Consider the following 13,211-nt stretch of genomic DNA (forward strand, 5'->3'; position numbering starts at 1 on the left):
ATCCCCATAAGGTCATGGGAATGTTACCGCGATCATAAGCGCAGGTTCAAGCGTCTGCGGCTGTGAGACGTCGCGCAATTTAGCAATCTGCGAGCTTATCGGCGGAGACCGCGAAGCAGGAGACCGGCTCTTTCACATTGCGTAGGGTGATATCGCCCAAGGGTTTGCGGTCCAGATCATGGCGGGCCACCTCGTCAGACACGACAATACGATGGCCAACTTTTTTGCCAAAATCCCCAAGCCGCGCGGCCACATTGGCGGGGCGGCCAATCACTGTGAAATCCAGACGCTCGCGCGATCCGACATTGCCGTAGGTGACCCGCCCATAGGAGATTCCGATGGAACAGTCACAACAGCGTGGCGGATCTTCATCACGCAGCGCTTCGAGTTGCTGCACAATCTCACGCGCGGCCTGCAGGGCCTCTGCTCCGGCATCGGCGCCGTCTTCCGTGTCGGGGAAAACCGCCAGCACAGCGTCGCCGATGAATTTCAGGACTTCACCACCGTGGGCCTCGACAATGGCGGATGTGGTCTCAAAGAAGGTGTTGAGCAGATCAATATAGGCGGCGCGGCCAAGCTCTTCTTCCATGCGCGTGGAATCGCGCAGGTCACAGAACATGATCGCGGCATCAATATCGTCCCCATCCCCGCGCCGAATTTCGCCTCCCAACACGCGCGCACCGGTGCGCGCACCAACATAGGTTTCCAGCAGCGACTGCGCGTTTTCTTTCTGTGTGAAGACTTCAAAGAACCGGCTGATCACACTTGAGACCTCAAAGATCAGCCCGAGATTTGCCGTGGTGAACCCTTTGGGGTGATCACTGGTCAGGGTCAGCACGTTGATTTGCCCGTTGGAGAAGATCAGCGGCATCGCCACATAATCCGTCGCCCCCTCAGCCCGCAGCTCATCCATGATGGGGAACTTCATATCAAGGCCCGGCACGTCCAGCTTCTGGCGCACCCCGCCCAGCCCTTGAGAGACATGATAGAGCGGGCTGTTGGTGTAAGCGGGATGTTCATGCAGATCGTAAGAAGGCGTGTAGGTGACGATTTCATCCGCGTCCCGCGTCCAGATATAGTGGCGCCCAGCGATCATCGGATGCAGCGACCAAATCATCGCCGACATCCGTTTGACGGCAATGCCGCTCTCTTCCATCTTCCGGCCCAAGGCACCAATGAAGTCTTGCGGCGTGGTTTCAAACGCGGCGCCGCGCATCAGCCAATCCACCAGCGGGCCCGTGATATTGCCATCCGCAACCGGTTCCAGCTCGGCACCGCCAAAATCCACCTCAACACCCGCATTCGGCATAAAGCCGATATGGCCGTTGATGGCACGGCTTTCAGGCATTGCGTCGTCATAGGACCACACACCATTGGGGATAATTTCCCCATCCATCAGAATGTCGCGATAGCGCGCGGTGCCTTTGAAGGGGCAAAAGGTTTTCAGCTCGTTTTGGTCTGACAGTGCCACAAGGATGTCGTCGCGCGGTATGTAAATCTGCGGCTCTAGGCGCGTCTCATACATGACCTTGGCCCGCGCACTTTGAGCCAGCACCACACCGTCGCGCAGCACTTTTACAGTTGCATCTATCGGTTTGATGTCGAGGCCGTAACCGGCGTTTGCCCCAAATCGTGAGCCTTCCATAGCAAGATCTCTCCCTGCCGCGCGTGGTCCGTCCCAATGTGGTGTGTGAACAAAGGGTAAACAAGCCCCTAGCGGGTGGTTTCAACAACTTTTGTACACCAGACCGGCTTAACGGCTGCTGCCGCAGGCCGCGGACAGGGGACTGGAAGGAGGGCTAGAGCACCTCGATCACGTCCTTATCGATCGACAAAACATAGCCTTTGCGTGCGATGTTTTTCACCAAAAGCTGGCTCACCATCTGATTGCCCAAAGAATCCCTTAGCCGCTTGATCCGCGTCGCCCCTGCCGCCTCATCGCAGTCTGCTGATGGTTTGCCGGAGATCACGCTTTCCAGCGCAATGCCTGACAGCACCTCGTCATCCATCCGTGCCTCCGCCAGCACCGAAAGTGTTTCCATCGCGGCATCGGTCAGTTTGAAGCCCATCTCGTTGAGGTAAACGGTCTTTTCTTCGCGACTGACGATCAGTGAGGTGACCTGAATGCCGGCCCGCTCGATCTGCGCCATGCGCCGGTTCAGCATCATCAGCGCCACAAGGCACACAAGTGCTGCGATCATCATCGCGGTGGCAAACACCAGCAACACCAGGATCACCAGGCGATAGCTTGAAAGCGTGTCAGCAAAGGCCGTGCCCGATTGCGCAAGGATTTCCAGAAGCTTGATTTCCGCCTGCCCGGTGAGCGCGTCATTCTCCATGAACAACTGCTCCACCCGCGCATTAAACGCGTTGGCATCCGGCAAGGTCAGAAGCAGGACAGCGGCGCAAATCAACAGGATCGAGACAACCGCCCCAACCCCGAAAATCACAATCCGCCCGCCGCTGCGCCGCGTTTCAATAACGGAGGTAGAATTGTCCTGCACTGTCTTTTTTCCCGGAGAGTTTTGAGGCGTCAAACACGGAAAGGACGTTTAACAGCGTCCACCCGTCCTGCCCAATGCGCGCGGCAACTTCCCGCTTGGCAGAGGCTTTGTCACAGCTGCCCTGCAGCGCAACGACACCATAGTGCAGCCGCAACGGGCCGTCCTTTTTGGCTTTGTAATCGGCATAGCAGTCCGCCGCGCTTGCCAGATTGGGCAGGGCGAGAGAGGCCGCAAGAGCTGCCGCACAAATCGGGTATCTGATCCTGTTTTTCATGGCGCAACACTGCTCTCTGGGCGTTTGATATTCAATAACCATTCCGCATTTGTGATCGGATATAGGATAACAACACCCTGATATTGTACGATTTTCACATCCTGACGGAAACAGAAGATGTCTTCCGGTCAACGCACCGGTCTCATCGAACAAAAACCGCAGAGGATGTTGTTATGACTTCAAAAACTTTCATTGCCGCCGTGCTGAGCGCCGCGCTCGTGATCACCGGCCTATCTGCTCCCCGCGCGCATGCCTTGGATGAAGACGCGATTGGTGCATTGCTGTTTGGCGGCTTGGCTCTGGCGGTCATCGGGGCGGCGGTGGCTGACCACAAGGACGATAAGAAAGAGAAGCCACGCTACACCTATCAGCCGAGCAAACCTGAACAGCCCAAGAAGCCAAAGAAAGCCAAAAAAGCCAAGCACAAGCATAAGTCCTGGCTGCCAAGTCATTGCTCCAAACGGTTTGAAACACACCGCGGCAAAGTCATTCAGGCCTACGGTCAGCGGTGCCTGTTCCGCGCGGAATACCCTGCCTATCGGTTGCCCGAGAAATGCTATTTCCAGGCGCGTGGCAAGCACCGTACGATCTCCGGCTATCGCACGAATTGCCTTGATCGCAACGGCTACCAAGTGGTGTGGCGTTAATCGGTCCCATCGAGCAGGGAATGGCCGAGACAGGGCGGCCACTGGCTGGACGGCGCGAGGGGCTGTCCAGCCTTTTTTGTTGCGCAATGGGCGCGAAGATGATTGTCACAGTGGCCATGACAACACCTGATTTTTTGCTGGAAGAGGCCGCCCTCAGCGGTGGTGCAACACGTGTGGCAGGCGTGGATGAAGTGGGGCGGGGCCCCTTGGCCGGGCCGGTGACGGCGGCGGCTGTGGTGCTTGACCCAAACAACATCCCCGAGGGGCTGAACGACTCCAAGAAACTCACCGCCAAACGGCGCGATGCCTTGGCTGGAGAGATCTTGAAGGTGGCCGATGTCTGTATCGCCCACGCCTCGGTCGAAGAGATCGATGAACACAACATCTTGCGTGCCAGTCATATCGCCATGGAGCGCGCTGTGGCTGGATTGGCCGTGGCTCCGGATCATTTGCTGATCGACGGTAACATGATCCCGCGCGGATTGACGCTGAAATCGGAGGCAATTGTCAAAGGCGACGCCAAATCGCTGTCCATCGCAGCGGCTTCTATTGTTGCCAAAACAGCGCGTGATCACATCATGATGGATTTGGCGCAACAGTTTCCGGGCTATGGGTGGGAAACCAACGCCGGATACCCGTCCAAAAGCCACAAAGCGGCTTTGCTGGAGCTGGGGATAACCCCACACCATAGACGTTCATTCAAACCTATCCACAACATGTTGTATCAAGCTAAAAACTAACGTCTTGATTCAAAAAAGAAATTGACGCCGAATCTCGTTTGACTCAAACTTATCCACATCAACGAGCGCACTAAAAAAACCGCGCCGTAATGAGGCAGAGAATGAAAACGATGACAAAAGCGAAGGGCGCATCCGCGCTCCCGATCAATAGTATATTGTCTGGTGACTGTATCGAGGTGATGAACAGTCTGCCGGAAAACTCTATCGACCTGATTTTTGCTGACCCGCCCTATAACCTTCAGTTGAAGGGCGAGTTGCACCGTCCCGACAATTCCAAAGTCGACGCTGTCGATGATGAATGGGATCAGTTTTCCAGTTTCGCAGCGTATGACAAATTCACCCGCGAATGGCTGAAAGCGGCGCGTCGCCTGCTGAAGCCACACGGCGCAATCTGGGTGATTGGCAGCTACCACAATGTGTTCCGCATGGGTGCTGAGCTGCAAAACCAGGGCTTCTGGATTTTGAACGATGTGGTTTGGCGCAAATCAAACCCGATGCCGAACTTCCGCGGCAAGCGTTTCACCAACGCCCATGAGACCATGATCTGGGCCTCCAAATCCGAAGGCGCCAAATACACCTTCAACTACGAAGCGCTCAAGGCGCTCAACGAAGGTGTGCAGATGCGTTCTGACTGGGTGCTTCCGATCTGCACCGGCCATGAGCGTCTGAAAGACGAAAACGGCGACAAGGCGCACCCGACCCAGAAACCGGAGAGCCTGCTGCACCGCGTGCTGATAGGCGCGACCAACCCGGGTGACGTTGTGCTTGATCCGTTCTTCGGCACTGGCACCACCGGTGCTGTGGCCAAGATGTTGGGTCGTGAATTCATCGGCATTGAGCGCGAGGCGGCTTACCGCAAGGTGGCGCAGAAACGCATCGCCAATGTGCGCAAGTTTGACCGTGAGGCACTTCAGGTGACCACCTCCAAGCGCGCAGAGCCACGTGTCCCATTTGGCCAGCTGGTCGAGCGCGGCATGCTGCGTCCGGGCGAAGAGCTTTATTCGCTCAATGGCCGCTACAAAGCCAAGGTCCGCGCGGATGGCACCCTGATTGGTGGCGACATCAAAGGCTCCATCCACCAGGTTGGCGCACATCTTGAAGGCGCACCCAGCTGCAACGGCTGGACCTACTGGTCTTACAAGCGTGAAGGCAAGAAAGTGCCGATCGATCTTCTGCGCCAACAGATCCGCGCAGAGATGGCCACACGCCCGAACTAAGCGCAACGCATTCAGAAGACAGGAAAAAGCCGGTAGAATACCGCCGGTGCCTGTTGCCGAACTGACTGAACAGGCACCAAGACTTCCCCGCCGGAAACGGCGGGGTTTTTTGATCTTTATAGCGTTTCGGGATTAAGCTGCGTCACAACTTGATGTCATAGCGCCTATGACGTCGATACGTTCCGAGCGTTTCGGCTTATGGTCAGATCTCAACACCAAATCGAAACATTTTGGGGTGTGTAAGAATCTCGCGAATACCTATCTAAGAGGACGAGACGGAGGGCTCTGAAGATGACAGAGGGCGTAAGATCAGACCCCGGCGACGACATCGCATCTGCAAGCGGTGGCGAGGCTGACCGCGAAGACCGCTACACCGAGGCTGTGCTGGAGCATCACAAACGCGAAGGTCTCGCGCTTGCGGTGAAAGCGCGCTGGTGGGCGATGGGTGTTGTGGCCGTCTTCCTGCTGTTTGTCGCCCCGTGGCCGCAGGTTCTCTATTATCACTTCATACTGGCTCTGCTCTGCGCCAACGGCTGGCTCATCCAACGTATGGGTCGCGTCGGTCGATCGCGCACAGAGCTGTTGCTGATCTTTTTTGATCTCTTGATCATGACCATTGGCATCGTCGGTCCCAACCCGTTGGGAGAGCATGACTGGCCCTCTGCCATGCGCTTTCAATATGACAACTTCCAATATTTCTATCTGATCCTTGCAGCGGGCACTTTGGCCTATTCCTGGCGCACGGTGATTGCGATTGGCACATGGACCGCGATGATCTGGTGCGCGGCGCTGGCGCTGTCATTCTGGTTCACCGAGCCGATGGAAGCGCTTAGCGAAGCGGTGATCACTGCGCTGCCAAATCATCCCGAGCTTGGGCGGATGCTCGACCCAAACAGCTTGCACCTTGATCTGCGGTTTCAGGAAGCCTTTGTCTTCATTCTTGTGGCACTCACGCTCGGCCTGACAGTGCGCCGGTTCAACACTTTGCTGCGCTCCAACGCGGCTCTGGAGCGCGAGCGCACCAACCTGTCACGCTATTTCTCGCCCAATGTGGTCGAAGAGCTGAGCCAGAATGATGAGCCGCTCAAACAGATCCGATCCCATGATATCGCTGTGCTGTTTGTCGATATTGTCGGCTTCACCGAGTTTGCCGCTGCCCGTAAACCTGAGGAAGTCATCGAGACCCTGCGCGAATTTCACGGCCTTATGGAAGGGGCAGTTTTTGCCCATGAGGGCACGCTCGACAAATATCTCGGCGACGGGTTGATGGCGACCTTTGGCACTCCAAGCCCCTCTGAGCGCGATGCGCAAAACGCGCTGCGCTGTGCGCGCCAGATGATGCGCGACGTGGATGATTGGAACAACGCTCGCATCGGTAAGGGGCTCCCCCCGTTGCGGGTCGGGTTTGGCGCGCACTACGGGCCGGCGGTTCTGGCCGACATCGGCGCCAACCGTCTGGAGTTTGCCGTGGTCGGCAACACCGTCAACGTCGCCTCCCGCCTTGAGAGCATGACCCGTGGGCTCAACGCCCGCCTTGTGATCAGCGATGGCATGCGCGTCGAAGTGCTGCGCGAGGGCGGGGATGAATGTCTGGATGGGCTGCAGAAATTCACCGATCAGGACATTCGCGGTGTCGCGGAAAAGCTCACCGTCTGGGCCTATGAGCGGCCGCGCGATCACGGCCTTTCAGGCTAACGCGGCATCGGGTTTTTGGCCTTGTTATAGGGCTGCCAGTTGGTGATCTCGGGATAATACATCTCCCGCCATCTGCACACGCGCGGGTTCATAACCTGCTTCCACACCGGCGGGATCATCGCCGCAACCGTCATGATCGGATAGCCAAAGGGCAGCTGCGGTGCCTCGGCATCGCTGTAGTTCTGCAGGAGCGGAAACCGTCTGTCCGGCTTGTAGTGGTGATCGGAATGACGCTGCAAATTGATCAGCAGCCAATTTGAGGCCTTATGCGCCGCATTCCAGCTGTGATGCGGGCGCACATGCTCATATTTGCCTTCCCCCAGATGTTTGCGGGTCAGCCCGTAGTGCTCCACATAGTTCACCAGCTCCAACTGCCAGATCGCGATATAGGCCTGCCAGATGAACAGCAAAACACCCAGCCAGCCGCCAATGATGCCGGCCAAAACCAACATCGCGCCCTGCATCGCCCAATAGCGGAAGAAAGGGTTGGAAAGATCGGTCCAAGGCAGATTTTTGCGTGCCAGCATCTCTTTCTCCGCGCGGAAGGCGGATTTCAGACAGCCGATCAGGACACGCGGGAAGAAGCGGTGGAACCCTTCATTGTAGCGCGCCGTGACCGGATCACGCGGCGTGCCGACATAGCGGTGATGCACCAGCAGGTGCTCGCTGCGGAAATGGGAATAAAGCACCATGGCGAGCAGAAAATCCCCCAGCCAGCGCTCATATTTGGGCTTCTGATGCATCAGCTCATGGCTGTAGTTGATCCCCACAGTGCCGGTGAGCACACCCACGCCAAAAAACAGACCGATCAACGCGCCCGTGCTCAAATGGTCCGCGCGGGTGGCATACCAGATCATGCCAAAGATCGTGGCAAACTGCAGCCACGGCCAGATCATGGTCACCAGCCGATACCACCTCAGGTCCGCCTCAGCGGTGTCGAGATCGGCGTTTTGCAGGTTGAGGCCAGTCACGGCGTCAAGCGCGGCAAACAGATACCACGTGGTGATTGGCACAAGCAGCACCCACCAGCCGCCCAAACCCGCAGTGATCCACACCAGCGGGATCAGCAGCAACGAACACCAAAACGGTAAGGCACTGGAGAAACGGGCCAATTGTGCGGAGGGGATCATGGCGCAAACCTCTTTCATCGTCGCAAGGACTATGCGGGCAAGCGCGTCTTATCGCAATGCGCTCAAGCGCCGCGATAGAGATCAAACGCCTTGCGCATCGCGGTTGGCAGATCCCCCGGATCAAACTCTTCAGCGTCGATAAAATGCCCGGTGATCGGCTTGCGATCCATCGGCACCAGCGCGCTACAGACCGTCAGGCGCAGATGGAAATGGGTAAACGTGTGCCGCGCTTCGGCGTTGAGCGTTTTCCATTCCGCTTTGATCGGGGCCTCATGGGCCGGGGCCGCTGTCTCTTGCCACTCAGATCCGGGCCAGCCCAGCATCCCGCCCAGCAACCCGCTGTCCGGACGGCGCTCGAGCAGAAAAGCTCCGTCCACCCGGCGCGCAATATAGACCACGCCATGGCGAATGGGTTTGGGTTTCTTCGGTGTCTTCTTGGGCAGCTCCGCCGCGGTGCCCGCCTTTTGTGCCTGACAGGGTGCGCGCCAGGGGCAGATGCCACAGGCCGGATTGCGCGGGCTGCAAATTGTGGCGCCCAGATCCATCACCGCCTGCGCATAGTCGCCGGGACGCACCTGCGGCGTCAGGCGCTCAGCCAGCTCTGTCAGCTCCGGTTTCGCGGCGGGCAGCGGCGTGTGCACATCAAACAGCCGGGCCATCACCCGCTCCACATTGCCGTCGACCACCGTGGCGGGCTGATCAAAGGCAATCGAGGCCACAGCCCCTGCGGTATAAGGCCCGACACCGGGCAATTTCAAAAGCGCCTCGACCGTATCGGGAAACGCGCCGCCCAATTCGTTGCTCACAAAACGCGCGCATTTCAGCAGGTTGCGCGCGCGCGCGTAGTAGCCAAGTCCGGCCCATTCCGCCATGACGTCTTCATCCGCCGCCGCAGCCAGATCCTTGACCGTCGGCCAGCGCGCGGTAAACCGCTCAAAATAGTCCTTCACAGCGGCAACGGTTGTCTGTTGCAGCATAATTTCGGACATCCAGACACGATAGGGATCAGGTTTTATGCCCGTTTTGCGCTCTGCCGGGCCAATCCGCCACGGCATCTTGCGCGCATTGTGGTCATACCAAGCCAGGAGGTCGGAGCTTTGGGGCAAATCACGCAAGTTTTATCCTCGCCTAGAGTCGGTTTCGCTGGCACAGCTGGGTCGGGCCACTAAAATAGCTCTCGACCAGAGGATGCAAGATCAACATGCGCCGTACCACGACCAAAGGGTTCAAACGCACCTCCTCGCTCCTGCGGGATCGCATTCGCAAAGCCAGCGAAAGCAAGGGGTTTGCGGAGACCCGCGTGCTCACCCATTGGGCAGAGATCGTGGGGCAGGATATCGCGCGCATTTGTCGGCCCGTGGATGTGAAATACGGCCGCAAAGGCTTTGGCGCGACGCTCACGGTGCTCACCACCGGGGCCAATGCGCCCATGCTGGAAATGCAGAAAGAGACTTTGCGCAACCGCGTGAATGCCGCCTACGGCTATAACGCCATTGCCCATCTGCGCATCACCCAGACCGCCCCCACCGGATTTGCCGAAGGTCAGGTGCAATTCTCGGCCCCGCCCAAAAAAGAGGCGGCCAAACCCGATCCCGCCACCCAGCAAGAGGCCGCTCAGGTCGCAGCCCCGGTGCAGAACAATGAACTGCGGCAAGCGCTTGAACAGCTTGCCGGCAACGTGCTTATGAAAAATAAAAATGCTAAGAAAGGTTTCTAAATGAACCGTTTTGTTCCCCTTATCGCCGCTTCAGCCATGGCTGTTGCAGGTGGGGCCTACTGGATGACTGCGGGCCAGCCGACGACCACCGCCGTCTCCACCATTCTGCCTGCGGTGTCCAACATCCAGACGGTTTCCTCTGAAAACGCGGAGTCCTCTGAGATCGTGGAAATGGCGATTGGCGCCGAAGACGCCCCGATCACCATCATCGAATATGCCTCCTTCACCTGCCCGCACTGTGCGAGCTTCCATGAGAACGTCTTCAAAGACCTCAAGGTGGATTACATCGACACCGGCAAGGTGAAGTTCATCTTCCGCGATGTCTACTTTGACCGCTACGGTCTCTGGGCCTCCATGGTGGCGCGTTGCGGCGGTCAGGAGCGTTTCTTCGGCATGACCGACATCCTGATGGAAACCCAGCGCGAATGGACAAGCTCCGGTGATCCGGTGGCCATCGCGGATGCGCTGCGCAAAACCGGTCGCCTTGCAGGGCTGGAAGACGACACGCTTCAGGCCTGCCTGCAGGACGAAGACAAAGCCAAGGCGCTTGTGGCTTGGTTCCAGGAAAATGCAGCGGCGGACGATGTTCAGGCCACGCCAACGCTCATCATTGATGGCGAGCAGCATTCCAACATGAACTACGCGGATCTGCGCGAGATTCTGGACGGCAAGCTGGGCGAATAAGCTCTCTTTCTCAAGTCTGAGCGGTCTAGGATCGCTCAGGCACTCCAATCCGGGCCAAGAGCTTTTCAATCGGCTGCCAATCCGAAATGGCCAGTCGCACGGGCAATGTCAGCACCTGCGCCCGCATCTCCATTGGCAAACGCACCGCATCCTTTTCCGTCGTGACCAGCTGCGCCCCAAGCGCGCGGGCCTCTGATGTGAGGCGGGTCAACAGCGATGGCGGCAGCGCCTGATGATCATCCAGCGCTTCCGTGCGCACCAGAGTCGCGCCAAGCCCCCGCAGAGTCTCAAAAAACTTCTCCGGATGCCCAATCCCGGCAAAGGCCAGGAACGGGGTTTCCCGCCAGTCCATACCGGTCGGCAGCGGCTCCAAAGCGCCTGTCAGGTGGGGAAGGGAGACAGCCTGTCCCCAGCGCGCTGCAAACTGTGCCTGCGCCTGCTCAGAGCCAATGGACAGCAGCACATCCGCCCGCGCCAGACCAGTCGCGACGGGTTCACGCAAGGGGCCTGCGGGAATGCAACGCCCGTTGCCAAACCCTCGCGCCGCATCCACCACGATGATGCTGGCGTCTTTCTGCACCGTGGGGTTCTGAAAACCGTCATCTAGCAGGATCACATCAGCCCCCGCCGCCTCCGCAGCAGCCACGCCTTTGGCGCGGTCCTTGGCGACCCAGGTTGGGGCAAACGCCGCCAGCAAGAGCGGCTCATCGCCGGTCTGCGCGGCGCGGTGTGCGCGTTCATCCACCTGCACAGGCCCTTCCAGCGCGCCGCCGTATCCACGTGAGACCACATGCGGTGTATTCCCGCGCGCCTGCAGATACTGCACCAAGGCGATGGCGGTGGGGGTCTTGCCTGTGCCCCCGGCGTTGAGGTTGCCGACACAGATCACCGGCACATTGGCTTTGTGGCCGTCAGAACTTTGCCGAATGCGCTTTCGCGTCGCTGAGGCGTAAAGCGCGCCCAAAGGCGCAAGCAAATGCGCCTGCCAGCCGGGTTTGTCCTGAGGATTGGACCAGAACTTTGGCTCTTTCATGAAACGGCCTCTTGCTGATCCAAAAGCGCATGTGCGTGTTCGATCACCATATCGGAAACCGCGGCGCTGTCAGACACAACCTGCCAGCCCGCATGGGCCATCGCCGCCGCTTGATCGGGCGCGGCCAGAAACATCAGCGCGGCGGTCAGGCTTTCAGCGTCTTTCACAATCCGCGCCGCACCCACATTGGCCAGCCGTGTGTAGCTGTTCAGATAGCGCCGCACCGACGGGCCATAGAGGATCGCACTGCCAAGTGCAGCCGGTTCAAGTGGATCACGCCCGCCAGCTCCGGCAACCAGCGAAGAGCCCACAAGGCTGACCGGGGCAAGCCGGTACCAAAGGCCCAGCTCATCAGGCGTCTGGGCAAACAGCACCTGCGTATCTTCACCGGGAAAATCCCCGGCCTCCCAATCAGCAACCCGCCACCCGTCTTCTTGGATGGTCCGGTGCATATCAGGGGCATCTTCTGCGTTGTCGGGGACAACCACCAGCAATGTGCGAAACGACAGCCGCAGCATCTGGCGATAGGCGTTGAGCACCAGCGGCAGCTCCTTGGGCTGCAGTCGCGCGGCCAGCCACACCGGGCGGCCGGAAAGTGATGCGCGCAGCTCCTCCAGATCACTGTCCTGAACAGGCAAGGCCTGCGCCTCTTCCATCAGCTCACCACTCAGGGTGATTTCCGCCGTTTCCGGTAGCAATTTCTTAAACCGGCTCCGCGCCTCTTTGCCTTGCGCGAAGATCTTGGTGAACCGCATCAGGGTCGCGCGGGTCGGCTCCGGCCCCCAGCGGCGCTTCTGGTCAATCTTGGTGCGATTGGCCTCCAGCAGCACCGAAGGGATATTCCGCTCAAACACCGCATCAATCAGCGCGGGGCGCAACTCCGGCCCCAGCCAAAGGCACAGATCGGGCTGCCAATGGGCCAGAAAAACTTTGATATCGTTGGGGTTTTCCGAGGGGCAGCTTTGCCATATTGCCTCCTCCGGCAACCCTTGGGGTGGCTTGCTCTGCGGTGTCGTAATCAGAAACGCGTTCGCCCCGCGCTGCCGGGTCAGGCGCTGACCCAGTTTTGCGAGGGTCCGAACCCGTTTTGGATCCGCACAATGCAGCCAAACCAGCTCACCCGCCGGTCGTGGCGTGGTGATGGCAGCCAGCTGTGGCGGTTGGCGGCGCGCAAACGCAAGATATGTCGTCAGACCAAGCGAGCGCGGCATGCCAGTTTTATCCGAGTTCTTCCGTGGAAGAGGCTTCTGCGCCTTCGTCACGCAGGCGGTGCAAATGGGCGATGAAATACCGCATATGCGCATTGTCTACGGTGCGCTGTGCTTCGGCTTTCCACGCGTCATAGGCGCTTTCGTAGTTCGGAAAGATGCCCACAACGTGAATGTCGTCCACGTCTTTGAATGCGGTTTTTGTGGGGTCGATCAGCTCGCCGCCAAAGACGAGGTGCAGTCGTTGTGCCATGGGCCACTCCTTTGTGGTGCGGATTTGCGCGCAACCTAAGCCGCTTACGTCGCGGTCTCAAGAGGGCAGATTATAGAGAAATAGGCGGAATTTTTCCCGTTTCCCAAAG

Annotated in this window: 14 protein-coding genes; 6 read left to right on the forward strand and 8 right to left on the reverse strand. The window is 58.7% G+C overall.

Annotation, left to right across the window (positions count from 1 at the left end; genetic code table 11):
- Nucleotides 1-79: 79 nt before the first annotated feature.
- From J7412_RS09165 to J7412_RS09175, 3 genes are all read right to left on the reverse strand, one after another.
- Entirely contained in the window at nucleotides 80-1,645 is a 1,566-nt protein-coding gene (locus tag J7412_RS09165) for a DUF427 domain-containing protein (protein WP_209078398.1), read from the reverse strand.
- A gap of 154 nt (nucleotides 1,646-1,799) precedes the next feature.
- Nucleotides 1,800-2,504 carry a hypothetical protein gene (locus J7412_RS09170; protein ID WP_209078399.1) on the reverse strand — a complete coding sequence of 235 codons (705 nt, stop codon included), beginning with the start codon at nucleotides 2,502-2,504 and terminating at the stop codon, nucleotides 1,800-1,802.
- On the reverse strand, nucleotides 2,476-2,778 hold the full coding sequence (locus J7412_RS09175) for a hypothetical protein (RefSeq protein ID WP_209064631.1): 303 nt from the start codon (nucleotides 2,776-2,778) through the stop codon (nucleotides 2,476-2,478). Before J7412_RS09175 ends, J7412_RS09170 begins: the two co-directional genes overlap by 29 nt.
- A 173-nt stretch (nucleotides 2,779-2,951) precedes the next feature.
- Here J7412_RS09175 and J7412_RS09180 point away from each other — a divergent pair, with 173 nt between their 5' ends.
- The 4 genes from J7412_RS09180 (at nucleotide 2,952) to J7412_RS09195 (ending at nucleotide 7,077) form a co-directional block, all read left to right on the forward strand.
- Nucleotides 2,952-3,425, forward strand: coding sequence for a hypothetical protein (locus J7412_RS09180; protein WP_209064633.1), 474 nt, complete (start codon nucleotides 2,952-2,954; stop codon nucleotides 3,423-3,425).
- Nucleotides 3,426-3,541: 116 nt separating this feature from the next.
- Nucleotides 3,542-4,165, forward strand: coding sequence for a ribonuclease HII (locus J7412_RS09185; RefSeq protein ID WP_209078746.1), 624 nt, complete (start codon nucleotides 3,542-3,544; stop codon nucleotides 4,163-4,165).
- A gap of 101 nt (nucleotides 4,166-4,266) precedes the next feature.
- Nucleotides 4,267-5,382: a site-specific DNA-methyltransferase gene (locus tag J7412_RS09190; RefSeq protein ID WP_209078400.1), complete on the forward strand. Its 1,116-nt coding sequence runs from the start codon at nucleotides 4,267-4,269 to the stop codon at nucleotides 5,380-5,382.
- A gap of 291 nt (nucleotides 5,383-5,673) precedes the next feature.
- Nucleotides 5,674-7,077, forward strand: a complete 1,404-nt coding sequence (locus J7412_RS09195) for an adenylate/guanylate cyclase domain-containing protein (RefSeq protein WP_209078401.1) — start codon at nucleotides 5,674-5,676, stop codon at nucleotides 7,075-7,077.
- On the opposite strand, the gene J7412_RS09200 is transcribed toward J7412_RS09195, so the two are convergent.
- Both J7412_RS09200 and mutY read right to left on the reverse strand, forming a co-directional pair.
- A complete protein-coding gene (locus J7412_RS09200) occupies nucleotides 7,074-8,207 on the reverse strand; it encodes an alkane 1-monooxygenase (RefSeq protein ID WP_209078402.1) in 1,134 nt (377 codons plus the stop codon). The two genes, J7412_RS09195 and J7412_RS09200, sit on opposite strands and share 4 nt — an antisense overlap.
- Nucleotides 8,208-8,269: 62 nt before the next feature.
- The gene (mutY, locus tag J7412_RS09205; RefSeq protein ID WP_209078403.1) at nucleotides 8,270-9,322 is read right to left on the reverse strand and encodes an A/G-specific adenine glycosylase; all 1,053 of its coding nucleotides are present in this window, start codon (nucleotides 9,320-9,322) and stop codon (nucleotides 8,270-8,272) included.
- A gap of 80 nt (nucleotides 9,323-9,402) precedes the next feature.
- On the opposite strand from mutY, the gene J7412_RS09210 reads away from it, so the two are divergent.
- Both J7412_RS09210 and J7412_RS09215 read left to right on the forward strand, forming a co-directional pair.
- On the forward strand, nucleotides 9,403-9,924 hold the full coding sequence (locus tag J7412_RS09210; RefSeq protein WP_209078747.1) for a DUF721 domain-containing protein: 522 nt from the start codon (nucleotides 9,403-9,405) through the stop codon (nucleotides 9,922-9,924).
- On the forward strand, nucleotides 9,925-10,608 hold the full coding sequence (locus J7412_RS09215) for a DsbA family protein (RefSeq protein ID WP_209078404.1): 684 nt from the start codon (nucleotides 9,925-9,927) through the stop codon (nucleotides 10,606-10,608).
- A gap of 25 nt (nucleotides 10,609-10,633) precedes the next feature.
- Here the strand turns inward: J7412_RS09215 and lpxK are convergent, their stop codons facing one another.
- The 3 genes from lpxK to J7412_RS09230 are packed head-to-tail and all read right to left on the reverse strand — an operon-like array spanning nucleotide 10,634 to nucleotide 13,102.
- Nucleotides 10,634-11,641 (reverse strand): tetraacyldisaccharide 4'-kinase, encoded by a 1,008-nt coding sequence (lpxK, locus tag J7412_RS09220; protein ID WP_209078405.1) that lies wholly within the window; start codon nucleotides 11,639-11,641, stop codon nucleotides 10,634-10,636.
- Nucleotides 11,638-12,852 (reverse strand): glycosyltransferase N-terminal domain-containing protein, encoded by a 1,215-nt coding sequence (locus J7412_RS09225; RefSeq protein ID WP_209078406.1) that lies wholly within the window; start codon nucleotides 12,850-12,852, stop codon nucleotides 11,638-11,640. The genes lpxK and J7412_RS09225 overlap by 4 nt, the downstream gene beginning before the upstream one ends.
- Before the next feature lie 7 nt (nucleotides 12,853-12,859).
- Nucleotides 12,860-13,102 (reverse strand): DUF4170 domain-containing protein, encoded by a 243-nt coding sequence (locus J7412_RS09230; protein WP_209064649.1) that lies wholly within the window; start codon nucleotides 13,100-13,102, stop codon nucleotides 12,860-12,862.
- Nucleotides 13,103-13,211 lie beyond the last annotated feature (109 nt).

It is taken from the genome of Shimia sp. R9_3 (genome assembly GCF_017743755.1).
Classification (GTDB): domain Bacteria; phylum Pseudomonadota; class Alphaproteobacteria; order Rhodobacterales; family Rhodobacteraceae; genus Shimia.